Genomic DNA, 22,840 nt, shown 5'->3' with positions numbered 1-22,840 from the left:
GGGCACCCCCCGGGACGCGTCACCGGCCTGACCTGGCATGATCCTCCCCCGTGTCGAACCCCACCATGACCACCGCCCGCCCGCAGGCCTGCCCCCACTGCGCGGCACCGCTCGACGACGACCCACGGTTCACCGTGTGGTGCCAGGCGTGCGAGTGGAACCTCGTACCCGAGCACGAGGCGGCCGAGGAGGCCACGAAGGACGCACGGACCGTCGCCCGGGAGCGGGCCGCCGCCGAACGGACCGGGCGGCTGTTCGAGGAGGTCGCCGAGGGCCGCGCCGCCATCACCCGGCGGGACTGGCTCGGCGCCGCCGCCATCGCCGCCGGGGTGCACCTCGTGACGGCGGCCCTCGCCGGGTGGGGGATCTGGCTGCTGGTCGTCGGCAACATCCCGCTGCGCTGCCTGGGCGCCGGGGTGCTCGCGCTCGCCTTCCTGCTGCGTCCCCGGGTCGGCCGGGCGCCGCGCGACTCCGCCGTCCTGAGCCGCGAGGAGGCGCCGGCGCTGTACGGGCTGGTCGACCGGGTGGCCGGTGAGCTCGGCGCGCCGCCGGTGGACGTGATCCGGGTCGACGAGGACTACAACGCGAGCATGGGCGTGGTCGGGCTCCGCCGTACGTCGGTGCTCACGCTCGGCCTGCCGCTCTGGGAGGTGCTCGACGACCGGGCGCGGGTGGCGATGCTCGGGCACGAGGTCGCCCACCGGATCAACGGTGATCACCGCCGGGGCCTCTGGATGGGCACGGCGATCCACGCGCTGCTGCGCTGGTACGACATGGCCACCCCGCAGCCGCGGGCGGTGGAGCCGACCGGCTTCCGGCTGCTGTTCCTGATCGCCGACCACCTCAGCGCGGCGTTCCTCAGGGTGCTGGCCTGGCTGCTGCTGCGCGTCCTGCTGCTGCTCGACCGGCTCACCGCGCGGGCCGGCCAGCAGGCCGAGTACCACGCGGACGAGCTCGCGGCCCGGGCCGGCTCGACCGAGGGGGCGCGCGGGATGCTGACGGCGTTCCTGTTCGCCGACGCCGTGACGACGGTGGCCCTGCGGCTGCGCGCCCGGATCAACCACCGCCCCCGGAGCAACCGGCAGTCCCGGACCGACCGGCGCGACCAGGCCCCGGCCACCCCGGACACCGACGCGTTCTGGGAGCAGCTGCGCGAGCACCTCGCCGCGACCCCGCCGCTGGAGCGCGAGCGGCTGCTGCGCCGCTCCCGGGCCGAGGGCCGGGCCGCGGACGCCACGCACCCGCCGACCCATCTGCGGCTCGCCCTCCTCGACCGGCGGCCGTCCGTCCCGGCCGCGGTCACCATGACGCCGGCGGAGTCAGCCGCGATCGCCGCCGAGCTGGCCGGCCGCCGCACCCGGCTGGCCCGCGCGGTCCTGGCCGACTGACCCGACGCCTCCGGCGGGTGGGGTGCCCGAGGTCGGGTGCCCCACCCCGGGTGCCCCACCCGCCGTCGCCGGTCACGCACCACCCGTCACCCGCCTTCGCCCGCCACCAGGACTTGACGTGGTGTCCGGCCGTCCGCGAAAGTAAGTAAACATTCACTTTGGAGGTGGGGATTGCCCCGGCCCAGCCAGAAACCCGCCCTGCACGCCGCCGCCCTCGCCTGCTTCGCCGAGCGCGGGTACGACGCCACCCGCACCCGGCACATCGCCGAGCGCGCCGGGGTGTCGGAGGCCGCGCTGTACCGCCACTACCCGTCCAAGGAGGCGATCGCGCGGGCCCTGTACGCGGAGACCGTCGAGGGGTACGTCCGGACGCTGCGGGAGGTGGCGGACGGCCCCGGCGGGCCGCTGGAGCGGCTGGCCGGGGTCGTCCGCGCCATGCTCGCCGCCTACCGGGCGCAGCCGCACGCCTTCCTCTTCGCGCTGCACCGCACCGGTTCGCTGATGCCGGGCCTGCCACCCGGCAGCGAGTACCCGCTGCACGTCATCGAGGGGCTGATCGCCGAGGGGCAGCGCAGCGGCGAGGTGCGCGACGGCGCGCCGAACCTGCTCGCGGCCGTCCTGGCGGGCTGCGTGCTGCAGCCCGTCGTGGTGGCCGACCTCTCCGCACCCGGCGCCCTCGACCTGCTCGGCGGCGACCAGCACGACCTGACCATCGAACGGGCGGCCCTGGCCGCCGTGAGGAGCGAGAACAGATGACCCCCACCGCACAGCGCGTCCGCCGCGCGCTCCGCGCCCGCCCGGGCCGCACGGCGCTCACCGCGCTCGGCGCCTTCGTGGTGCTGATGGCCGCGATGTCGGCCGCGGCCACCCGGTTCCACGATACGTACGACAGCGGGATCCTCAACCTGCTCGGGGCCCGCAACGCCGCCGAGACCCGGACCGGGGGCTACTCCGCCGACACCGCGTACGCCTGGCTGACCGCCTTCGGGGCCGACGGGCGCCGCGACCACCTGCTGATCCTGCTGCTCGACCTGCCGCTGATCGCCGCCTTCACGCTGTTCACGGTCGGCGCGCTGCGCTGGGCGACCCCGCGCGCCCGCACCGGGGTGCGGCGGGCGCTGGTCGCCGTCCCGCTGGCGGCGGCCGCCGCCAACCTGGTCGAGGACCTTGGCCTGACCGTGCTGCTGACCGCCCATCCGGCCCGGCTGGACGGCCTCGCGGTCGCGATCAGCGCGGTCAACGGCCTCAAGTCCGGGCTGTACACCGGCTCGCTGCTGCTGGCGCTGACGGCGTGCGCCGTCCGGGGCCTGGCGCTCGCCACCGGCCGCTGCCGGAGCACCGGACCGGTGGCGGGCTGAGCGACGGCCTGGCTGAGCGGCGGCCGGCCCCCTCGGGGTGGCTCACCTCAGGACGAGGAGCGCCACCCCGGCCAGCAGGGCCGTCCCGGCGAGCACGGCGGTCAGGAGGACGGCCCGGCGGCCCGCGCCGAGGCGGCGCAGGGCGAGGCCGAGGGGGCCGAGGGGCGGGATCCGGTCGTTCACGGCGACTCCTTGGTGGGCGGGATCGGCTGGGGGACGTTCGAGGAGACCCTGCCCCCGGGATCCCCGCGCAGGGTCTCCCGGTGCAGAGCCTCCCGGCGCAGGCTCTCCCGTAGCCGCAGCAGGGCGCGGCGGCGGGCGCGGGCCCGGGCCAGGAGCAGCACCGCGACGGTGACGGGGACGGCGAGGACCAGCGCGGTGGTGACCGCCGCGGCCGCGCCGGCACGGGCCGCCGCCAGTGCGGTGGCGGCGGCGCCACCGGCCGTGGCGGCCGCGAGGGCGAGACCGGCGGCCAGCACGCGGTCCCGGGCGTACAGCGGGCGCCGCCTGGTCAGGGCCCAGGCGGCGAAGGCCGCCCAGGCCAGCCCGACGGCGATCAGGCCGGCGAAGGCGGCCCGGGTGCGGGCGGGCAGCGGCTCCGGCTCGGTGGCCCAGAGCACGGCGAGCAGGGTGGCGCCGCAGCCGCCGGCCAGACCGACGCCGAGGTGGCGCAGGCGGGCGGGGAGCGAGGTCTCCGCCGCCAGCGCCCGTTCCAGCGCCGCCGGGAGGGCGGCGGGGACGCGATCGCGCTCCGGGCCGTCGTCGTACCGGCTCATGCCTCGTATCCCCTTTCGACGAGTGCGTCCCGCAGCAGCCGGCGGGCGCGGTGCAGCCGGCTCTTGACCGTGCCGGCCGGTACGCCGAGCACCTGGGCGCACTCGGCGAGCGGCAGGTCCTGGAGGTGGAAGAGGACCAGCACCTCGCGTTCCGGCGGCGGCAGTCCGCCGAGGCCGGCCTCGATCTCCACGGCCGTCAGCACCGCGGTCAGCGGGTCGCCGTCCTCGGCCGGGCCGTCGTCGGCGACCGGCGGCGCCTCCCGAGCCGCGTAGGCGCGGCGCAGCTGGTCGGTCACGGTGCGCCGCGCGATGGTGAACAGCCAGGGGGCGAAACGTTCCGGCTGCCGCAGCCCCGGCAGGCCCCGCACCACGGCCACCCACACCTCCTGCGCGAGGTCGTCCGCGAGCTGCGGGGAGCCGGTCAGCGCGCGGACGTAGCGCCACACCTGCGCGTGCCACTCGCGCGCCAGCTCGGCGAACGCCTCCCGCTCCCCCAACTGACAGCGCACCACCAGCAGTTCGCCACGCCGCTCGCCCATCACACCTCCCCACCCCCGCCGGACCACCCGCCGTCATCCCAACAGTCGCCACCGCGGACGGAAAGGTTCACGACCGGTCCGGGGTCCGGAGCCGAGGTACCGGGCCGGGTTCCGTCCAGGGTCCGGGGCCGGGGCCCAGAACCGCAGAGCGCCGGGTGGCGGGCCGAGGCGGCGGCCGTAGCCGGTGAGCGCGAGAACGCCGCTGCCCCGGGTGGGGGTGCAGCCGGGCGGGGGTCATCTGATAGACCGATCAATATCATCTGACGCGGCGCCAACAAGTCGCGTCCGAACAGCTGGCGCCCCGCGCGCCGAACCGGAGGAGATCCGTATGACCACCGCCCGGCCCATCACGCCCGAGTCCGTGCCGTACGGGGACGGGGGCTGGCTGCTGGACGTGTACCGACCGGTGGTGGACGGTGGCGGGACGGTGCCGGTGGTGCTGCTCTGGCACGGGCGGGGGCCGGGCGAGCGGGACGTCATGCGGCCGCTGGCGCAGGAGGCGGCCGGGCTGGGGCTGCTGGTCCTGGCCCCCGACTGGCACTCCACGGCACCGGACCAGGGCGCGGCGCAACTGCTGGCCTCGCTCGACCACGCCCGGCGCGAGGCGGCCGCGTACGGCGGGGACCCGGAGCGGATGGTGCTGGCCGGCTGGTCGATGTCGGGCCGCGAGGCGGTCGCGCTGGCCACCCGCCCGACCCCGCCGGCCGGTTGGCGGCCGCTCGCCGCAGTGGGGATCTCCTCCCGCTACGACACCCCGTCCGTGACCACCGGGACGCCCCCGCTGGAGTCGCTGTCCGCCGGGCCCTCCCCCGTCCCGGTCCACCTGGTCCACGGCCTGCGGGACGACCTGGTCGACCCGGCACGCAGCCGCGAGCTGTACGAGGTGATGACCCGGCAGGGCTCGGCCGTCCACCTGACCGAGCCGGACACCGACCACGCCGGGGCCGTCCTCACCGAGTACGACCCGGCCGTCGACCGCTGCGTCCCGGCCCGTGCCGCCCACGCTGTCGAGGCCGGGCGGACCACTGCCCGCGTCCTGGCCACCGCCGCCGGCCTCCACCCGGCCGCCGGGGCGGCGTCCGGGTCGGCCTGAGGACGGGGCCCCGTCCGCCGCCGCGCTCAGGCCGTCGACCGGGCCAGCCGGTGAACGGCCTCGCCGAGGTCGCCGGGCTCGGCGGCGGCCGCGAAGGCGAGGCGCAGGTGCGCGGCGGGCGGCTCTGCCGGGAAATGGTGCCGGCCCGGGTTGACGGTGACGCCGTGGGCGCGGGCGGCATCGACGACGGGTTGCTGCCCCAGGTGAGGGGGGTGCCGGGGATGCCGGGCCGCAGGACGCGCTCGTCGGGGGTGGCGGCGTGGGCGGTCCCGGCCGGACCGCCGGGCAGCAACGGCGACGCCGGCAGGGCCGTCAACAGGGCGGCGAGGATGCGCGGCGTCCTCCGGTGCGGGCGCCGTCTCAGGATGGGCATGGTGCTCCCTCGCGGGTGGGGGTGTTCCCACACCATGCGGGGTGTTCCCGGCCTGTCCGCGTCGGCGCCCCCACGGGCTCGGCCCGGCGTCACTCGATCAGCGCGCGGGGCAGGGCAGGATCCCGCCCTGCCCCGCCGTTCCGGCTCGGCTCGGCTCCTACGGGATCAGGAGGCCGGGACCTCATCGACGAAGGTCGTGCCCGCGCTGCGCAGCGCGGCGAGCTTCGCCGCGACCTGGGCCGGGGTGAGCACCTGGTCCTTGACGTGCAGGACGTAGTCGACCTGCTGGTCGTAGGCGCGCGGGGTGGTGGAGGTCTGGCCGTTGAGGTCGATCAGCCACTGGTTGAAGTTGATCGACATGGGCCGCTCGGGCAGGTACGCGGCGTCGTGGGTGCCGAACTCCGCGCCGTCGATGTAGTAGACGATCCTGCTGTTGTCGATGGTCACGACGAGGTCGTGCCAGCCGGCGAAGCTCTGCCGGCTCTCGCTGTGCTGGTTGACCGCCTGCCACGGGTCGGGGTTGTAGGTCTCCCAGGAGGTCGTGTACAGGATGTTGCCCTGCTCGCCCCAGCCGCCGTTGGGCAGGTACTCGAAGTCGTACTCGGCGTAGTCGTCGGCCATCGGGGCCTTGAGGTCGTTGATGGTGAAGAAGGTCTGCACGATGCGGTCGCCGTCGGGGCCGTACTTGGGCGCGTCGGAGAACTTCACGCGGGCGGCGTAGGTGCCGTTCTTGAACTTCGTGGCCTTGGTGAGGATCTCGGTGTGGGTGGTGGTGGCGCCGGTGCCGGCGGAGGAGGTCTCCAGGTTCATCACCGTGTTGCCGCTCTGACTGACGAAGGTGACCTTCGACGGGTCCCAGGTGGCGCCGGGGACGCCCGGACCGCCCGCGTTGGAGCGCACGCTCCAGCCGTGGCCGGCCAGGGCCGGGTCGGTGTGCGAGGTGTAGGAGAAGTCGTCGAACAGGATCTTGCCGCTGCCGGCCGGCGGGTCGGTCGGGGTCGCCGGGTCGGTGGGGGTCGGCGGGTCGGTCGGCCCGTTCCCACCGGGGGCCGTGCCCCAGACGGTGGCGCCGGCGATCTGCGCGGTCACCTTGGTCCAGTCCGCGTAGCCGGTCTGGGTCCCGCCGAAGGAGTAGTCGTCGCTCTGGTTCAGGGTCTGCCAGGTGGACTGGTAGAAGCGCAGCTGCATGTCGCCGGTGTCGGCGCCGGGGGCGAGGGAGCCGGCCGCGGAGGTGAAGCCGATCTCCAGGTAGCGGTCGGCCGTCGCGGTCGGGTTGGCGAGCGTGCCGAAGGTGCCGGTGATGACCGAGCAGCCCTTGACCGCCCAGGAGCAGGCGAAGCGGTAGGAGGCGGTCGGGGAGTCGGCCTTGAAGTAGTAGCGGAGCTTGACCTGGCTCAGCTGGACGGTGGTGGTGCCGGTGTTGCGCAGCTTGAGCCAGGGTTCGGTCTGGTCGGCGGTGGCGCCGCCGGCGCTGGTGCGGTACTGGACGGCCAGGCCGTCGCCCGCGGAGGCGGACGCGGTGCCGAGGGGCATGGTGGCCAGGGCCGCGCTACCCACCAGGGTGGCGAGGGCGAGGGCCGCGCGGGTGCTGCGGCCGGTGCTTCGGGTGCTCATCCGACAGTTGCCTTTCGTTCGCTCCCGCCGTCCGCGGGAGAGCTCGTGGGGGTGTGCGGGAAGGTTTGTGGGGGTGTGCTGGAGGGAGCCGCGAGGACGTCACGCGGGGACGGGTGCCATCCGGGCCCGGAGGGTGTCGTGGGGTACGCCGAGCGCGGTCAGCCGCCCCCGGTGCCCCTCCAGCCGGGTCCGGAAGTCCTGCCAGTCGCCGGTGGGGTCCCACGCCCGCTCGGCGAGTGCGCACAGGCGGGGGTAGGTGAGGTACTCGATGTGCTCGGGCGTCGGGACGAACTCGGTCCACAGCTGCCCCTGGGTGCCCAGGACCTTCCCGGCGAGCAGCGGCTCGTCGGGCGGTGGCAGCAGGTCGACGCCGTACACGGTCCGCAGGTCGATGGAGTGGCCCGGCTGGCCGGGGGGTTCGGTGGGGGCCGGGCCGCGTGCGTAGTCGAAGTAGGTCGAGCGGTGGTCGGTGTGGATGACGTCGTGCCCCCGCCGGGCGGCCGCCCAGGCGTGCTGCGGCGTGCGCCAGCTCATCACCGTGCAGGACAGCGGCAGGGTGGTGCCGTTCTCGGCCCAGGCGATCGGGCGCCGGCCCGCCCGTACGACGTGGTCGGCCATCCGGGCCATGAACCAGCCGTGCAGTTCCCGCGGGCCGGACAGCCCCTCCTGCGCGGCCCGGGCGATCGCGGCCGGGCTGGCCTCCCACTCCTGGGTGGGGACTTCGTCGCCCCCGAGGTGGACGTAGCTGGAGGGGAAGAGGTCCATCACCTCGTCCAGGACGGTGCGGAAGAAGTCGAGGACGTGGTCGCCGGTGCCGAGCACGTTCGGGCACACCCCCCAGTGCGTCCACACGTCGAGGCGCGCGTCCGGGTGGTTGCCCAGCTCGGGGTAGGCGGCGAGCGCGGACCGGACGTGCCCCGGCACCCCGACCTCCGGGACCACGGTCACACCGCGGGCGGCCGCGTAGGCGATGAGGTCGGCGAGTTCGGCGCGGGTGTACGAGCCGCCGTGCGGGAGGCCGTCGAAGTGCTCGCTCCCGGCCGGGCCGACCATCGACTGGCTGCGCCGGCCGCCGACCCCGGTGAGCCGGGGGTAGGCGTCCACCGGCATCCGCCAGCCCTGGTCGTCGGTGAGGTGCAGCTGGAAGACGTTCAGCTTGTGCAGGGCGAGGAGGTCGACGAAGCGGCGCAGGTAGGACACCGGCTGGAAGTGGCGGGCGACGTCGAGCAGCATGCCGCGCCAGGGGTGGGCGGGCACGTCCGTGATCTCCAGGCCCGGTAGCTCGACCCCGGTCCCGGACGGTTCCGACAGACTTTCGTAGGGCAGGAGTTGGCGGATCGTCTGGACACCGCGCAACAACCCGGTCGGACGGGCGGCGCGCAGCAGGACGCCGTCGGGGCCGATGGTCAGCCCGTACCCCTCCTCGCCGAGTTCGGTGCGGGCGGGGTCGAGGGCGAGGACGAAGGCGCCGTCCTCGGCGTGCTCCAGGCGCGGTCCGGTGGCGGGCGCGAGGTAGCCGCGCAGGAGGTCGGCCGCTCCTTCCGTGCCGGGGGCGACGCGCAGCCGGGTGGTGCCGTCGAGGCGGTACCGGCCGGGGCGCGGGGTGAGCCGACTCGGGCGGGGGACGAGGGCGAGGTCGGGGCGTGGGGGCGTGGGTGTGGGACTCAGCGGATCCACGGGTTGTCTGTCTCCGGTGTTCGGTGGGGCGCGAAGGTGTGAGGCGCGAAGGTGTGAGGCAGTCGCCCTAGCCCTTGACCCCTCCGGCGGTGAGGCCGGAGGTCACATGGCGCTGGAGGGCGAGGAAGACGAGCAGCGCGGGCAGCGCGAAGAGGGTGGAGGCCGCCATGGTGGCCCCCCAGTCCGTGCCGAAGGTGGTCTGGAAGGAGGAGAGCCAGACCGGCAGGGTGCGGCTGTCCTGCTGCTTGATGATGAGGAAGTTGGCGTAGGTGAACTCGTTCCAGGCGGTGATGAAGCCGAAGAGCGAGGTGGCCATCAGGCCGGGGGCCAGCAGCGGGAACGCGACCCGGCGGAAGGCCCCCACCCTGGTGCAGCCGTCGACCTGCGCCGCCTCCTCCAGCTCGGGCGGGATGCCGGCGATGAAGCCCCGGAGCACGACCACGGTGAACGGCAGCGTGATCATGAAGTAGACCAGGGTGAGCGTGGGCAGCCGGTCCAGCATGTTCGTGTCGCGGGAGATGATGTAGACCGGGATGATCAGCGATTCCCACGGCGCCATCTGGGCGATGAACACCGCCAGCATGAACTGCCGGCGGCCGCGCCACCGCAGCCGCGCCACGGCGTACGCGGCGCCGAGCGCGACCACCAGCGCCAGCAGGACGGCGCCGAGGGTGACCAGGATGCTGTTGCGCCAGAACAAGGCGAAACTGTCGGCCTGGACCGCCTCGCGGAAGTGGTCGAAGGTCCACTCCTGCGGGATCAGGCGGGGTTCGTAGGACTGGATGTCCCGGGACGGCTTGAACGCGGTCGCGACCATCCAGTAGACGGGGAAGAGGCAGATCGCCACCGTCAGGGCGGCCGCGGCGTTCAGCGGGAGCCGGCGGAGCGCGCGCCGCAAGGTGGGCCTGCGGGACGTGGTCGCAGGTGGCGGGGTCGCAGGTGGCGGGGTCACAGGTGTTCCCCTTCCTGGCGGAACAGTTGGCGGAAGTAGAGGACGAGGACGCCGCTCATCAGCAGGACCGTGACCATGGAGGCGGCCGCTCCGAGGTCGTAGCGCTGGTTGGCGAGCGCGGTCTGTACGGCGTACACCGGCAGGATCGTGGTCGCGTCGCCCGGTCCGCCCCTGGTCATCACCCAGATCTGGACGAAGGCCTTGAAGGTCCAGATCACCTCCAGCGAGAGCACGAGCATGAAGATCGGCCGTACCAGGGGGAAGGTGACGGAGCGGAAGATCCGCAGGCCGCCGGCGCCGTCGAGGCGGGCGGACTCGTAGAGCTCCTCGGGCACGGTGGTGAGGGCCGAGTAGAGGGTGATGGCGGCGAACGGCACCGACTGCCAGACGACGAGGACGACCAGGATCGTGAAGGCGGCGCGGCCGTCGGCGAACCAGGTGTAGCCCTCGAAGGAGGTGAAGCCGAGGTCGGTGAGGATCTCGTTGACGATGCCGAACTCGGAGTGGAACAGCCACTGGAAGACGGTGGTGGCGGCCACCACGGGCACTGCCCACACCAGCACCAGCGAGCTGAGGACCACGGCCCTGCCGATCCTGCCCAGCCGTTCGACCATCAGCGCGACCAGCGTGGCGAGGACCATGATGAGGACGACGTTGACGGCCATGAAGAAGAACGTGCGGCGCACGACGTCCCAGAACCTCGGGTCGGCCAGCAGGGTCCGGTAGTTGCGCAGCCCCACGAACTCGGCGTCGCCCCTGATCAGTTCGCGCAGCCGGAAGTCCTGGAAGGAGATCAGCAGGGCCCGGCCGAAGGGGTAGAGCAGGAGGTAGAGCATGCCCAGGACCGCCGGTGCGATCAGCAGGTAGGGGCCGAGGGAGGGGCGACGCCTGCGGGGCGGGCGCCGGGAGAGCTCGGTGGTCATGGGTCAGGAGCCGCTGTTGAGCGTGGTGGTGATGGACTGGGACGCCTTGGCCGCCTCGGACTTCGCGTCCTGCCCGATGAGCACGGCCGTCAGGTAGTCCTTGATCGGGTTCTTGGCCTCGACCGCCGCCCACTGCGGGGTGTTGGGCGTGGCGTGCCCGTTGGCGGCGCCGACCGCCATCGCCGCGGCGCCGGGGTCGGAGGCGACGGCACCGGCGAGGGTGGTCTTGTTCGGGACGTAGCTCATCGCGAGGGCGAGCTTCTTCTGCCAGGCGTCACCGGTGAGCTCCTTGATGAAGGTGTACGCCTCCTTCTGGTGCGCGGCGACGGAGGGGACGATCAGGTCGGAGCCGCCGGTGAAAACGGCGCCGGGGCTGTCGGCGGTCTTGCCCGGGATGGGGAAGAAGCCGAGCCTGCCCTTGAGTTCGGGGTTCTTCTGCGCGATCACGCTCGCCCCGCCCGGGGTGGCGATGACCTGGGCGACCTGCCCCTTGGCCACCACCTCGGCCTGCAGCGGCCGGGATTCGTCCGAGTCCTTGGGGCCCTTGCCGAGGGCCTGGAGCTGCCTGTAGAACTCCACCGCCCGCAGCGCCTCGGGGCTGTCCAGGCCGCCCTTCCACCTGCCGCCCTCCCGGACGGCGAGGTCGCCGCCCTCGTCCCAGACGAAGCCGGCCAGGGCGAACCAGTTCTGGCCGGGCAGGTAGATGCCCTGCACGCCGTCCTTGTTGAGCTTCCGGGTCGCGGCGAGCCACTGCTCCCGCGTCTTGATCCCGGTGGCGTCGATGCCGGCCTGCTGGAACAGGTCGGTGCGGTAGATGACCACCCGGTTGGCGGCGTAGTACGGGATTCCGTACTGCTTGCCCTCCCACGCACCGGGCTGCGCGAGGCCCTTGAGCCAGCTCGCGCCGCCGAGGTCGGCGACCTTGCCGCTGAGGTCGGTCAGCCCGCCGCTCTGGGCGTACTGCGCGACCTGGGTGTTGCCCACCTCGATGACGTCCGGGGCGTCGTTGCTCGCCAGGGCGGCGGTGACCTTCTCCCCGATGCCCTCCCACTCCTGGATCTGGATCTTGAGGTCGATCTCCGGGTGGTCCTTCTCGAAGCCCGCCTCGAACTCCTTCTGGAAGGCCTCCGAGACGCTGTCGCGCATCAGCCAGACGTCGAGGACGGTCGGTCCGCCGGCCTTCTGGCCGGAGTCACCGCCGGACGAGGAACAGGAGACGAGTCCGGCGCTCAGCAGGACGGCGCCGAGCAGGGAAAGGGGGCGGTGCTTCATGGTTCACCTCTGGGGAGCATGAGAACGAGAGGTAAATCTCGACCTGACCAATCGGCCGTCGAGTGTTTACCAGTTGGCGCGGGATGAAGGTGGCATAGACCACTGACGCCGTCAACCCCCTCCGCAACGGCGCTCTTTTCGCCGGTGGGTGCAGTGAACGGGTTGGATGGCCTCGGACCTGGTACAACCTGACCAGTTGACCAGTTATAGTTGACCAGCGAACGCGAACGTACCGACGACGAACGAGAGCCCTGCATGGAGATCGACTCGGCTGCCTCCGGCGCGATGCTGAAGCGCGAGCGGGTCCGCGACGCGATCCTGGAACTCATCGAGGCACGGCGCCCGGGCGACGCCATCCCGTCCGAGCGCGCCCTCTGCTCCCGGCTCGGGGTCTCACGCCCCACGCTGCGGGCGGCGGTGGACGAACTGGTCGTCGCGGGAATGCTCGTCCGCGAGCACGGGCGGGGCATGTTCGTGGCCGCGGAGAAGATCACCCAGGAGCTGGTCTCCGACCGGAACGCCTTCAGCCTCCCGCGCGCCGGCGGGGTGTGGACCAGCCGGCTGCTGGAGTTCAGCACCCAGCCGGCCGGCGCCCGCATCAGCCGCAAGCTCCGGGTCTCCCCCGCCGCCGAGATCTTCTACGTCGCCCGGCTGCGCCTCGTCGACGGCATCCCGATGGCGATCGAGCACCTGCACGTCCGGGCCGACCTCGCCCCCGGCCTGACCAGTGGCGAACTGGAGCAGGGCGACCTCTACGAGCACCTGCGCGACCGGCACGGCGTCCACGTCAACGAGGCCGTCCAGTCGATCGAACCCACCGTCGTCACCCGCGCCGAAGCCGACCTCCTCGAAGTCCCCGAACTCTCCCCCGCCCTCCTCTTCGAACGCCTCACCACCGACACCCGCGGCCGAGCGGTCGAGTACGCCCACTCCCTCTACCGTGGCGACCGCTACCGCATCGTCTCCCGCCTCGCCCTCGCCGCCCGCGACGACCAGCCCGCCACCGACGAGGGCCACCACCCCGGCATCCCCCCGGGCGACTTCACCGGCGGCGACCCCGTCACCTTCTCCACCCGGGGCGTGGTCCAGCAGGGGGGTTGACCTCGTCAGCGGGCGCCGCCCGATGGCTCGGCTCGGGAGCCGGCCGGCGGGGAGCAGGATGGTCTCCACGAACACCGTCCGGTCCCGGAGTTCGGCGGGTGCGGTGGAGTCGACGGGTGCGTCGAGCCGTTCGATTTCGCGGACGCGGGGCCGGAGCGGGCGGGCAGGCCGGCGCGACCCGGCCCCGGTAGGCGCCCGGAGTCCGCCGCGGAGCCGTCAGGGGCGGTGGGCGCCGCGGCGGGGACGGGAGAGGAGTCGGGGTCGGGAGAGCAGGTGCGCGACCAGGACGGCCGGCAGCACGGGCACGACGGCTCAGCGTCTCGCGGCGGGCTCCGGGCCGGGCGGCGGGATCTCGCGGACGGTGCCGGTCCGGCCCTCGAACCAGAGCACCTGCCAGGTGGGCCCCAGCTCGCTCGCGACCCGGCCGGCCAGCCGCCGTCCCCGGGTGTCGAAACGCCGTTCCGCCTCCTCGGAGGTGAACGCGCTCGACGCCGGATCGTCCCGGACCAGGATCGCGTCGAACTCCCCCGCCCACGCCGTCAGATCCGCCGCCAGTCCGGCCGACAGCCCCAGCCGCGGATCCTCCGGCGACACGTCGCCGGCCTCCTCCGCGGCGGTGAACCAGAGTGGATGGCAGTCGTAGTCGGCCATCACCTTGATCGGACGACGCCCCGGCGGGGCGGCCGGAGGCCGGGCGGCACCGGCCTGGTACGTACGCGTCGGGTGGTCCATCCGTTCGGCTCCTCTTCCCCCGTGGGCGTGACCGTCCATGATGTCAGGGGCGGCCCGGTGGCGGCCGGTCGGATGTCGAGACCGTTCCGGATGACGGTCCGGACGAGCGCGTCTCCCAGGGCGATCACCGCACAGGACAACCACCACCGCCGGCAGCGCGCGGCCCCCGCCGCTCCTGTCGTCCCCCGTCCGTACACCCTCGGTCGTCGGGACGTCGAGGTCAGGCCACGGACGGCCGTCGACCGTGGTCCTGAGCACCCGTACTCCTCCGGGGCCGGGTATCCGCACGCCCGCCGGGAGCCCGGTCGCCCTCGCGCCGGAGCCGGCGGATGCGCCCGACCGCCAGGACGGTGACGGGCAGGCCGAGGAGCCACAGCAGCAGGATCGGGCCGACGCCCTCGTTCAGGTGGTCGCCGTTGCCCTCGGGCTCGGGGAGGCCGTCGCCCGCGAAGCCCGGGAACGCCAGGAGGGCCGGGCCGAGCGCGCTCAGGAGGACGGTGTCGAGGTCCCGGAGCCGGACCGGGCGGCCGGGACGGTCGGCCGAGGTGACGAGCAGCAGCACCACCGCACAGCAGAGGGCGGGGAGCAGGGTGCGGGTGGTCCACTCGATCAGCAGGGGCCGCCCGTACCACTGCTCGTCGGCCATGGGCGGCAGGTAGTAGAGGAGCGGCTGCGGTGCGCCGCGGAGGTCCGCGACGGTGCCGCACCAGGCGCCGCCGAACAGGGCGCCCGCGAGCACCGGCCCGGGGCGTGCGCCCGCGCGGTGCCAGGCCAGGCCCGCGAGGGCCGCGGCGAGCGCACCGATGAGCAGGCCCTTGACCAGGCCGTAGGCGATCGGAACGCAGAGGTTCCACGCGTAGTTGTCCTCCGTGGCGGCGCGCCAGGCCCCGATCAGGCCCCAGCAGCCGGCGCCGGCCCACATCCCGAACGGCAGCAGCCCGCCGACGGCCTCCTCGATCCTGCGGTTGTCCATGATCACCCCGACGGCGGAGGGAGTGCCTCCGGTTCCACCGGACACCGCCGACCGGTTCGAGGACCCGGGCGGGCCGAGGGCGAGGAGTTCGCCCCTCCCCGCGCGTCCCGGGGCGCGGGTGCCGGCGGTCGGCCGTCCGAGTCGGGGTCAGGAGGCCGCGGTGGCGCGGCGGATGGGGGCGACGGTGGGGACTGGCTCGCGGATGAGGAAGTCGACGACCAGGTGGTTGACGAGCTCGGGCTTCTCCTGGGTGAGGAAGTGGGAGGTGCCCGGGACGATCGCCAGCTCCGCATGGGGCAGGGCCTGGAACATCTCGGTCATGTGGGCGAGCGTCACCAGGTCGTCGTCGGCGAACATCACCAGGGTGCGGGCGGTGACCGCGCTCAGTTCGGAGGCCTGGAGCTCGGGCTCCTTGGCGGCCATCTCGCCGATCTTGGCGGCGACGACCTTGAAGTGCTCCTCACCGTCGGGCGACACCTCGCCGTAGGCCGGGCCGAGGAACTCCGCGATCGCGTCCACGTCCCACTCCATGCCCTCCGGTTCGGCCGAGCCGGCCTTGTTGAAGCCGCCGCTGATCAGGACCAGCCGCTTCACCAGGTCCGGACGCTGCATGGCGACCAGCATCGCGGTGAACGCGCCGTCGCTGTGCCCGACCAGATCGGCCGGCTCGCGCACCACGGTCTCCAGGAAGGCGATCGTGTCGTCCGCCATCAGCTGGTACGTGATCGGCCCCTCGACGTCGGGCGTGTGGCCGTGCCCGCGCCGCTCGGGCGTGTAGACGCGGAAGTGTTCGGCCAGCGGGGCCAGGTTCGGCTCGAAGAAGCGGGCGTCCACCAGGCCGCCGTGCATCAGGACCAGCGGTTCACCCGTACCGTCCACGCCGTACCAGGTCCTCACGGCCCCGAGCTGCACGTACTCGCCCATCGTCGTTCCCCTTCGCCGGCTGTGCGGCCGTCGCGGCGGCCGCACAGCGCCTGTTCACGATGTCCACGGTCCGGCGGGCGCGGGGCCCGACCGGTCGTGAAGCAGCCTATGGGGGCCGACCGACAACGGCCGCCCGGCGTCAGGAGTCGTACGACCAGGCGTACCCCAGCTCCTCGGCGCGCTCGCGGCTGCCGGCGCTGACCCGGCTGTAGGCCTTCGGATCCTCCTCGGCCAGGCGGCGCAGGGCGGCGGCGGCCTGGACCTCGGGAGGGCGTCCGTCGTCCGGGAGGTCCCAGCGGAACTGCAGCGGGCTGTCGGGCCGCTCCGGACGCCCGGAGGCCAGTCCCGGTACGTACCAGAAGTGCACCACGGCGGTGTCCGGGTCGTCGTGGCCGCTGGAGATCCAGCCCCGGGAGGCGTCCCACCGGCTCAGCAGCTCCGGCCGCTCGATCAGTCCGGCCTTGACCAGCCGGGCGACCGACCGGGCCCGCCAGCACCACTGCGTGTCCGCCTCCGCCCGGGCGACCTCCGCGTCGTACGCGCGGGCGTCGAAGCGGTGGGCGGGTGGCAGGGGATCGGGGATCCGGGAGGCCGGGGCGTTCGGCCACCGCCAGTTCTCCCACACCACCTGGTCGCCGTCGCGCCGGATGGTGACGTGGAGCGATCCGCAGCAGCCCGCGGTGCAGGAGGCCTCGGCGAGCTCCACCTCGCGCGGTTCGTCCGTGGCCCGCAGCCCGCCCTCGTCCAGCAGTTCCTCGGGTCGGCGGGCCGGACCGAGGCCGAAGTACGCCGGGACCACCGGGCGGCCGTCGACGAGCAGCCGGGTCTCGACGGGCCCCCGGTCGGCGGGGTCGCCGGCCACCACCTCGATGCGCAGCCCCTCCACGCGCAGTCCCACGCCGCCCGCCGGGCGCTCGAACGGCCGGCGCCGGACGCGGTGGAACCACTCGGCCCGTCTGCGCCGCCGCGGGTCGGTCGCGTCGGCTCCCACGTCGGCCCAGCCGGGCTCGGCCAGCAGCCGCCCGAGCGACGCCAGCAGCTCCTCGCGCCGGCCGGGCGGCCAGTCCAGCAGCACACCGGTGCCGCTGCCGAGGTCCAGCGCGAGCGAGAGCAGCATGGCGGCGTTGTCGAGCGTGGGCGGCAGCAGTCCGGCCCAAGCGACGACGACGCCGTACACCTCGACCGCCGCGGGGTAGGCGAGGAGCTCGGTCAGGTCGTAGCGCGAACGGCCGATCCGCGCCAGCAGCCAACCGGCCCGGGCGAGCAGTCCAAGATCGTCCGGGTGGCGGTCGATCAGCTCGTCGAGCCGGACGGCCTCGGCGATCCAGCGGGCGGCCGAGGCGGCCGGGCAGTCACCGTCGGCGGGCACCGCGAGCAGCGCCGTCCGCACCGCCGACCGGTCGTCCGTCCAGAGGACGCGCGCCAGGGGCCGCAGCTCCCCGTGGCCGAGGAAGACCACCAGCCGCACGGTGGCGGCGCCCTGGCGGTCGAGGCGTTCGAGCGCCTCCAACGCCGGACCGGTGAGTTCCCGGACCAGGCCGAGGACGCGCAGGTACGGAACGTCCTCGGGCTCGCCGAGGCGGATCAGCAGGGCCAGGCCCGCCGTGACGGCGGGCACGGTGGTGCCGGTGCGGGTCAGCTGCCGGGCCAGGGCGAGGGCCGCCGCCCGCTGCCCGTCCGGTAGCGGCAGTGCGAGCACGGCGGACCGGACATACCGCCGGTGCGTGAGGTCGATGCCGAGCCGGGCGAAGCGCCGGTGCAGTTCGGCGGAGTCGTCCGGCAGCGGGTCCAGGGCCTGCCGGAGGGCGTCGCCCGCCGCCTCGCGGGTGAGCGGTTCGCCGGGCGGCGACCCGTCGGGCAGGGGCTCGCGGGCCGCGTCGCGTCGCCGCACGGAGAGGCCGCGCCGGGGCGGCAGTCCGTCGGGACACTCGCGCAGCAGCGCGCGGGCATGGTCGTAGAGGGCGGGCGGAGCGGGCGGGAGGTCGAGCGCGTCGCGCTCCTCCTGGGCACTCACCGGGCGGGGTGGGACTCGATTCCGTAGGTCATGCGCGCAGCCTGTCAGCCGTCCCCCACCCTGTCCACCGAATTACCGCTGCTCCACGCGGGCCGATTCGCTGCTGCACGGGCCCGGCACCGGACAGACCCGGCACCACCCGGTGGGCCGGAAGGCCCGGCCCACCGATCGGTCCGGCCCACCGGTCGGCGGGTCACCGGCAGCGGTTCACCGCTCGCGCGGCTGGGTGAAGCGCAGCATGTTCCCCGCCGGGTCGCGGAAGGCGCAGTCGCGCACGCCGTACGGCTGGTCGATCGGCTCCTGGAGGACCTCACCGCCGGCCGCGCGGATGCGCTCGAAGGTGGCGTCGCAGTCGTCGGTGCGGAAGATCACGCCGCGCAGCAGGCCCTTCGCCAGCAGCTCCGCCATGGTCTCCCGGTCGGCCTCGGGGGCGTTGGGGTCGGCCAGCGGGGGTTCGAGGACGATCTCCACCTCGGGCTGCGAGGGTGACCCGACGGTGACCCAGCGCATGCCCTCGAACCCGACGTCGTTGCGGACCTCCAGACCGAGCACGTCACGGTAGAAGGCGATGGCCTTGTCGTGGTCGTCGACGGCGATGAAGCACTGTGAGAGCTTGATGTCCATGCGCCTCACGCTACGAGTGCGGCGTGGGTTTCGCTTCTCCGTTCCTGACCGGTCGCGTGTGGACCTTGGCGACGCAGGCGGGGACCGCCGCGCCGTCCTCGTGGTCGCGGGCCCGGTAGGCGCTCGGGGACTCGCCGACCAGCTCGGTGAACCGCGAGCTGAACGAGCCCAGCGACGTACAGCCCACCTCGAAGCAGACCTCGGTCACGCTCAGGTCGCCCCGGCGCAGCAGGGCCTTGGCCCGCTCGATGCGCCGGGTCATGAGGTAGCTGTAGGGCGTCTCCCCGTAGGCGGCGCGGAAGCTGCGGGAGAAGTGGCCCGCCGACATCAGCGCGGTACGGGCGAGCGCGGCGACGTCGAGCGGCTTCGCGTACTCGCGGTCCATCTGGTCACGGGCCCGGCGCAGCCGGACCAGGTCTTCCACCATCATCCGACCACCATCCCACACCGGGCACCCGCGACGGGGGCCGTCAGTGGATCTTCATCGGACGGGAGCGCTTGACTCTCGGGTAACACGAGACGGCACAGTCTCCTGCGTGGACAGGACGAATCTGCTGCCGATCGGACAGTTCGCGCAGGCCAGTGGCCTGCCGATCACCGCACTGCGGCACTACGACGCCGGCGCACTGCTCGCGCCCGCCCTGGTCGACCCGGTCAGCGGTTACCGCTACTACCGGCGGGACCAGCTCCGGACGGCCCAGCTCATCCGCTCGCTGCGCCAGTTGGACGTACCGCTGGAGCGGGTGCGGGAGCTGGTGGCGCGGCGGGAGGCCGGGCGGGAGATCACGGGGGCGCTGCGGGAGTGGCTGGCGGCGGCCGAGCGCCGGTTGGAGCTCCAGCGGACCGTCGTCCGCGGCCTGTTGAACCGCGAACACGAGGGAGAGGACATGAAGCACCGCGTCACCATCCGCGAGGGGGCCGCCGAGCGGGTCCTGGCATGCCGGGGCACCGTCGGCCAGGCGGAGCTCAACCCGTTCATGCGGGAGAGTTTCCAGGCGATGTACACGGTGGCCGGGCGGGCCCCGCTGACGTTCGCCGGGCCCGCCTTCGCCCGGCTGCACGGGCCGGTCACGGAGGAGCACTCCTCGCAGGTCGAGGCGTGCCTGCCGTTCTCGGCGACGGCCGCGCAGCCGGCCGACCTGCCGGAGGGCATGATCGTGATCGACCTGCCGGCGAACCTGTTCGCGAGCACGGTGGTGGAGGGGCCGGCGGCGGCCTATCCGGAGGTCCTGTCGGCCTACGACGCCGTGGCGACGTGGATCGCGGAGCACTCCTTCGCGTTCGCCGGGCCGGTGCGGGAGGTCTACCGGCACTGGTCCGGCGAGCCGGGTCACCCGGACAACGTCCTGGAGATCGTCTGGCCGGTCGAGGAGCCTGGCCACGGACCGGACGAGGGGCCGGCCGCCGGACCCGCGGCCGGGGCGGGCGGCGCCGAGGCCTGAGCCGCTCCCGCGACGCTGTGCGCCGTCGTACCCCGGGTCTAGACTCGCGTCCTGACGCCAGGTCAGACCGGGGTGCGGCGCGCGCTCCGGGGCGGGGGCGGCTTCGGGGGTGCGGGTGACGCAGGGATCGGCGCGCGGCGGCGCGCAGCTGGGTGGCGTACGGAGCACGGCGCGTTACGAGGTCGACGCCCTGGTGAAGGACCTGATCGACCAGTTCAGCGGCGCCCGGCTGCCGATGCCGGTCGTGGTGCTCTGCGCCGACGAGGACGACACCGAACTCGACCGCGAGGTCGAGAACGTGGTGCGCGCCGTCCAGGAGGCGCAGGAGGGCGGCGGGCTGCCCCACCGGGTGGTCGCCGACACCGGGGGCGGGGATCCGCACCGCGGGGCGATCGGCATACTCGACGCGCTCGCGAAGGGCCCCTGGGCCCGGCGCGGACCGGCCTGGTACCGCGGGTACGCCTCCCCGCGCTCCCGGCTGGTCGCCGCGATCGAGTCGGCGGCCCGGCACGTCCTGGCGGACCCCGCCGGGGCGGGCCGGCCGCTGGACGAGCTGGTCGAGGACGTCCTGGTACGGCTGCGAGACCTGCACTGGCGGCCGGAGCCGCGGACGGCGGCCGGGGACCTCCAGCGCGCCCTGTCGCCGGTGCTGAACTCCACCACGCTGATCGGCGCGTTCGTGCTGGCGGGGCTGACCAGTCTGCTCACCCAGGCGCACTGGCTGGCCGTCGTACTGGTGGTGATCGGCGCGCTGCTGGTGCTCGGGGTGAGCGGATGGGTGCGCCGCAACACCGCGCCGCTGTCCTGGTTCGGCCAGGCCAGCCGCTGGTTCGCCACGACGACCTTCCTGGCCGCCTCCGGGCGGCAGGCCGCCGCGTGGTCGCTGTGGCGGCCGCGGATGTCATGGGAGGTGACCCGGGCCCGGGCCCGCGAGGTGGCCGGGGAGGTCCTGAAGGCGCAGCTGGCGACGACCCCCGGCGAGGAGCGCGACCGGGCGCAGCAGTTCCACCTGCAACTGCGCACCCTGGCACTGCTGGAGGACCTGCGCTGGGCGCACCGCTCCTGGGCGGCCGACCTGCGCGGGCGCAAGCGGCGCGTGCCACCGGTGGTGTTCGTACCGCGCGCGACCGCCGGCAACGGCGCGCTCCAGGTGCTGGGCGCGATCAGCGACGTACGCAGCCGGCGCAGCGAGCAGGACCCGCTGCTGGTGCTGGCGGGGGTGGCGCACGCGGACGTGGCCGCGTGGCTGGCGGATCCGGGCACGACGCCGGTGACCGTGCACACGGTGGGCTCGCTGCGCCGCGGCCCGTACGAGAGCTGGGTGAGCGATCTTCGGGTGCGTCAGGCGCCGAGCCGGGGGCGGGCGCTCGCGTGGACGCTGCCGGTGCGGCTGACCCGGGCGCAGCTGAGCGCCGGTGAGACGATCCGGCTGTCGGCGGTGCCGGTGCGCCGCTCGTGGTGGTTCCTGTGGTCGCGCTGGACGGTGCTGGCGGTGCTGGTGCTGGCGTCCTGCGCGGGCGTCCTGCGGGTGCAGCAGCTCTCCGGCCGGTACTGCGAGGCGCGGCTGTACGGGTCCAACGCGGACGCGGTCTGGCGGCAGGGCCTCGGCGGGACGCGCGAGTGCGTCGGGGTGGCCACCGGCGGGGTGTCCTTCGCGGGGACGGACCCGGAGACGGGGGCGGGCACCGGCATCCGGCTGAGCGGCACGCTGCCGGGCGAGCCGACCGACCGCACCGGCGCGGCGGTCGGCCTGGAGACCCTGGAGGAGGCGATCCGCCGGGAGAACGAGCGGGTGGACGCGCTGCCGGACGTGCGCTTCGTGACGGTGGTGTACGCGGGGTCGCTGACCACGGCCGCCGGTCAGCGGTCGCGGGCGCTCAACAGCCTGAAGGAGCTGACCGGGGTGCACCTGGCGCAGCTGCGCAACAACGCCGGTGACCCGCTCAAGATCAAGGTGCTGGTGGCCAACGGCGGCCAGGACATGTACTTCCAGGCCGAGATGGTCGAACGGATCGTGGAGGTCGCCCGGCGCGACAGCTCGGTCGTCGGCGTGGTGGGCCTGGGCCGGGACACCAGTGACAGCGACGCCGTGCTGACCCGGCTCCAGCAGGCCGGGCTGGCGGTGGTCAGCACCACCAACTCGGCGACCTACCTGGCCAGGACGCACGTCAACTACTTCGGCCTGGCCGCCACCGACCAGGAGGAGGCGGCGGCGCTGCGGCTGATCGTGGACGGTCTCGCCGTGCCGCCGGCCGGCCGGTACGCCGCGGTACTCACCCGCACCCCCACGCCCGACGACCGCTACAGCCCCGAGCAGGCCGAGTACGGCTCGGCGATGCTGCGGGAGGCCGGGTTCCAGCTGATCGGCGGCCGTCCGCTGGAGTACGGGCTGACCAGCAACGGCGACCCGGACTTCGAGGCGGCGCTGAGCACCAGCTGCCACTCCGAGCACCCTCCGGCGGTGCTCTACCTGGCCGGGCGCGCGGACGACGTCAACCAGCTGATGCGGCGGCTGGCGGCGGACGCCGGCTGCGCGGGCCCGCTCACGGTGCTGGCCGGGGACGACCTGACGAAGGCCCAGTTCAGCACCGGGGAGACCTGGATGGCGCCGCAGGCCACGCTGTACTACACGGCGCTGGCCGACCCGGCGACCACCGCCCGGGCCTCGGACCTGGCGGGGGTGGCCGCCGCGCAGCTGCGGATCACGCCGCGCGGCGACAACCCGTACGACGACGACGTGTTCTCGGACGGCGCGCTCGCACTGGCCTACGACGCCACCGCCGCGCTGCAGGCCGGCGCGGCCAAGGCCGGTGCCTCACAGCGGGGCGGGGTCGGTTCGGTCATGGCGGCCCTGCGGGCCGTGGAGATGAAGAACCGGGCCACCGGGACGGTCGACTTCCGCGAGACCCGCCCGCTGGCGGCCACCGCCCAGCCCGGGCACGGACTGCACATCATCCGGGTCCGGCGGGGCCCCGAGGGGACCGCCCTGGTCGAGCGGGTCTGCGGCCGCGCCGCCGGCGACACCCGGCCACTCTCGGGCTGCGCGCCCTGAGCAGGGTCGGGGA

The 22,840-nt window shown here is 74.2% G+C and carries 21 protein-coding genes; 7 read left to right on the top strand and 14 right to left on the bottom strand.

What is annotated here, in order from left to right; all coding sequences use genetic code 11:
• The first annotated feature begins 50 nt into the window (after positions 1–50).
• The 3 genes from ACWEQL_RS00820 to ACWEQL_RS00810 all read left to right on the top strand — a co-directional run bounded on the left by ACWEQL_RS00820 (position 51) and on the right by ACWEQL_RS00810 (position 2,746).
• Entirely contained in the window at positions 51–1,388 is a 1,338-nt protein-coding gene (locus ACWEQL_RS00820) for a M48 family metalloprotease (RefSeq protein WP_452147958.1), read from the top strand.
• A 171-nt stretch (positions 1,389–1,559) separates the two neighbouring features.
• Complete coding sequence (locus ACWEQL_RS00815) at positions 1,560–2,144, top strand: TetR/AcrR family transcriptional regulator (protein WP_452147957.1); 585 nt, start codon at positions 1,560–1,562, stop codon at positions 2,142–2,144.
• Entirely contained in the window at positions 2,141–2,746 is a 606-nt protein-coding gene (locus ACWEQL_RS00810; RefSeq protein WP_452147956.1) for a hypothetical protein, read from the top strand. Before ACWEQL_RS00815 ends, ACWEQL_RS00810 begins: the two co-directional genes overlap by 4 nt.
• A 42-nt stretch (positions 2,747–2,788) precedes the next feature.
• Here ACWEQL_RS00810 and ACWEQL_RS00805 read toward each other — a convergent pair whose 3' ends face one another.
• The 3 genes from ACWEQL_RS00805 to ACWEQL_RS00795 are packed head-to-tail and all read right to left on the bottom strand — an operon-like array spanning position 2,789 to position 4,061.
• Complete coding sequence (locus tag ACWEQL_RS00805; protein ID WP_452147955.1) at positions 2,789–2,929, bottom strand: hypothetical protein; 141 nt, start codon at positions 2,927–2,929, stop codon at positions 2,789–2,791.
• On the bottom strand, positions 2,926–3,522 hold the full coding sequence (locus tag ACWEQL_RS00800; RefSeq protein WP_452147954.1) for a transmembrane transport protein: 597 nt from the start codon (positions 3,520–3,522) through the stop codon (positions 2,926–2,928). The genes ACWEQL_RS00805 and ACWEQL_RS00800 overlap by 4 nt, the downstream gene beginning before the upstream one ends.
• Entirely contained in the window at positions 3,519–4,061 is a 543-nt protein-coding gene (locus tag ACWEQL_RS00795; RefSeq protein WP_452147953.1) for an RNA polymerase sigma factor, read from the bottom strand. Before ACWEQL_RS00795 ends, ACWEQL_RS00800 begins: the two co-directional genes overlap by 4 nt.
• A 328-nt stretch (positions 4,062–4,389) precedes the next feature.
• Between ACWEQL_RS00795 and ACWEQL_RS00790 the strand changes: the two genes are divergently transcribed.
• On the top strand, positions 4,390–5,154 hold the full coding sequence (locus ACWEQL_RS00790; RefSeq protein ID WP_452147952.1) for an alpha/beta hydrolase: 765 nt from the start codon (positions 4,390–4,392) through the stop codon (positions 5,152–5,154).
• A 538-nt stretch (positions 5,155–5,692) separates the two neighbouring features.
• Here the strand turns inward: ACWEQL_RS00790 and ACWEQL_RS00785 are convergent.
• The 5 genes from ACWEQL_RS00785 to ACWEQL_RS00765 form a co-directional block, all read right to left on the bottom strand.
• Positions 5,693–7,141: a cellulose binding domain-containing protein gene (locus ACWEQL_RS00785; RefSeq protein WP_452147951.1), complete on the bottom strand. Its 1,449-nt coding sequence runs from the start codon at positions 7,139–7,141 to the stop codon at positions 5,693–5,695.
• Between the two features lie 99 nt (positions 7,142–7,240).
• The gene (locus tag ACWEQL_RS00780) at positions 7,241–8,818 is read right to left on the bottom strand and encodes a beta-N-acetylhexosaminidase (protein WP_452147950.1); all 1,578 of its coding nucleotides are present in this window, start codon (positions 8,816–8,818) and stop codon (positions 7,241–7,243) included.
• Positions 8,819–8,885: 67 nt separating this feature from the next.
• Entirely contained in the window at positions 8,886–9,716 is an 831-nt protein-coding gene (locus ACWEQL_RS00775) for a carbohydrate ABC transporter permease (protein WP_452147949.1), read from the bottom strand.
• Between the two features lie 50 nt (positions 9,717–9,766).
• Positions 9,767–10,693: a carbohydrate ABC transporter permease gene (locus tag ACWEQL_RS00770; protein WP_452147948.1), complete on the bottom strand. Its 927-nt coding sequence runs from the start codon at positions 10,691–10,693 to the stop codon at positions 9,767–9,769.
• Positions 10,694–10,696: 3 nt separating this feature from the next.
• Positions 10,697–11,965: an extracellular solute-binding protein gene (locus ACWEQL_RS00765; protein ID WP_452147947.1), complete on the bottom strand. Its 1,269-nt coding sequence runs from the start codon at positions 11,963–11,965 to the stop codon at positions 10,697–10,699.
• Positions 11,966–12,220: 255 nt separating this feature from the next.
• Here ACWEQL_RS00765 and ACWEQL_RS00760 point away from each other — a divergent pair, with 255 nt between their 5' ends.
• Positions 12,221–13,066, top strand: a complete 846-nt coding sequence (locus tag ACWEQL_RS00760; RefSeq protein WP_452147946.1) for a GntR family transcriptional regulator — start codon at positions 12,221–12,223, stop codon at positions 13,064–13,066.
• Positions 13,067–13,378: 312 nt separating this feature from the next.
• On the opposite strand, the gene ACWEQL_RS00755 is transcribed toward ACWEQL_RS00760, so the two are convergent.
• From ACWEQL_RS00755 to ACWEQL_RS00730, 6 genes are all read right to left on the bottom strand, one after another.
• Positions 13,379–13,798, bottom strand: a complete 420-nt coding sequence (locus ACWEQL_RS00755; protein ID WP_452147945.1) for a hypothetical protein — start codon at positions 13,796–13,798, stop codon at positions 13,379–13,381.
• A 220-nt stretch (positions 13,799–14,018) separates the two neighbouring features.
• Complete coding sequence (locus ACWEQL_RS00750) at positions 14,019–14,771, bottom strand: hypothetical protein (protein ID WP_452147944.1); 753 nt, start codon at positions 14,769–14,771, stop codon at positions 14,019–14,021.
• Positions 14,772–14,918: 147 nt separating this feature from the next.
• Positions 14,919–15,695 (bottom strand): alpha/beta fold hydrolase, encoded by a 777-nt coding sequence (locus tag ACWEQL_RS00745; RefSeq protein WP_452147943.1) that lies wholly within the window; start codon positions 15,693–15,695, stop codon positions 14,919–14,921.
• A 139-nt stretch (positions 15,696–15,834) separates the two neighbouring features.
• On the bottom strand, positions 15,835–17,709 hold the full coding sequence (locus ACWEQL_RS00740; RefSeq protein WP_452147942.1) for a hypothetical protein: 1,875 nt from the start codon (positions 17,707–17,709) through the stop codon (positions 15,835–15,837).
• A 207-nt stretch (positions 17,710–17,916) separates the two neighbouring features.
• Entirely contained in the window at positions 17,917–18,333 is a 417-nt protein-coding gene (locus ACWEQL_RS00735) for a VOC family protein (protein ID WP_452147941.1), read from the bottom strand.
• Between the two features lie 10 nt (positions 18,334–18,343).
• Positions 18,344–18,763 (bottom strand): helix-turn-helix transcriptional regulator, encoded by a 420-nt coding sequence (locus tag ACWEQL_RS00730; RefSeq protein ID WP_452147940.1) that lies wholly within the window; start codon positions 18,761–18,763, stop codon positions 18,344–18,346.
• A 106-nt stretch (positions 18,764–18,869) separates the two neighbouring features.
• Between ACWEQL_RS00730 and ACWEQL_RS00725 the strand changes: the two genes are divergently transcribed.
• The gene (locus tag ACWEQL_RS00725; protein WP_452147939.1) at positions 18,870–19,775 is read left to right on the top strand and encodes a MerR family transcriptional regulator; all 906 of its coding nucleotides are present in this window, start codon (positions 18,870–18,872) and stop codon (positions 19,773–19,775) included.
• Between the two features lie 115 nt (positions 19,776–19,890).
• On the top strand, positions 19,891–22,827 hold the full coding sequence (locus ACWEQL_RS00720; protein ID WP_452147938.1) for an ABC transporter substrate-binding protein: 2,937 nt from the start codon (positions 19,891–19,893) through the stop codon (positions 22,825–22,827).
• Positions 22,828–22,840: the final 13 nt, after the last annotated feature.

The sequence above is a fragment of the Kitasatospora sp. NPDC004240 genome, from assembly GCF_053603215.1.
Note: the sequence above shows the minus strand (reverse complement) of the source record. Positions and strands in the feature narration are given on the sequence as shown.

Excerpts from the sequence above, each read along its gene's own strand:
- ACWEQL_RS00750 (WP_452147944.1), bottom strand. The coding sequence starts at position 14,771 with ATGGACAACCGCAGGATCGAGGAGGCCGTCGGCGGGCTGCTGCCGTTC.
- ACWEQL_RS00765 (WP_452147947.1), bottom strand. The coding sequence starts at position 11,965 with ATGAAGCACCGCCCCCTTTCCCTGCTCGGCGCCGTCCTGCTGAGCGCC.
- ACWEQL_RS00730 (WP_452147940.1), bottom strand. The coding sequence starts at position 18,763 with ATGATGGTGGAAGACCTGGTCCGGCTGCGCCGGGCCCGTGACCAGATG.
- ACWEQL_RS00755 (WP_452147945.1), bottom strand. The coding sequence starts at position 13,798 with ATGGACCACCCGACGCGTACGTACCAGGCCGGTGCCGCCCGGCCTCCG.
- ACWEQL_RS00745 (WP_452147943.1), bottom strand. The coding sequence starts at position 15,695 with ATGGGCGAGTACGTGCAGCTCGGGGCCGTGAGGACCTGGTACGGCGTG.
- ACWEQL_RS00790 (WP_452147952.1), top strand. The coding sequence starts at position 4,390 with ATGACCACCGCCCGGCCCATCACGCCCGAGTCCGTGCCGTACGGGGAC.
- ACWEQL_RS00785 (WP_452147951.1), bottom strand. The coding sequence starts at position 7,141 with ATGAGCACCCGAAGCACCGGCCGCAGCACCCGCGCGGCCCTCGCCCTC.
- ACWEQL_RS00760 (WP_452147946.1), top strand. The coding sequence starts at position 12,221 with ATGGAGATCGACTCGGCTGCCTCCGGCGCGATGCTGAAGCGCGAGCGG.
- ACWEQL_RS00795 (WP_452147953.1), bottom strand. The coding sequence starts at position 4,061 with ATGGGCGAGCGGCGTGGCGAACTGCTGGTGGTGCGCTGTCAGTTGGGG.
- ACWEQL_RS00735 (WP_452147941.1), bottom strand. The coding sequence starts at position 18,333 with ATGGACATCAAGCTCTCACAGTGCTTCATCGCCGTCGACGACCACGAC.
- ACWEQL_RS00800 (WP_452147954.1), bottom strand. The coding sequence starts at position 3,522 with ATGAGCCGGTACGACGACGGCCCGGAGCGCGATCGCGTCCCCGCCGCC.
- ACWEQL_RS00810 (WP_452147956.1), top strand. The coding sequence starts at position 2,141 with ATGACCCCCACCGCACAGCGCGTCCGCCGCGCGCTCCGCGCCCGCCCG.
- ACWEQL_RS00770 (WP_452147948.1), bottom strand. The coding sequence starts at position 10,693 with ATGACCACCGAGCTCTCCCGGCGCCCGCCCCGCAGGCGTCGCCCCTCC.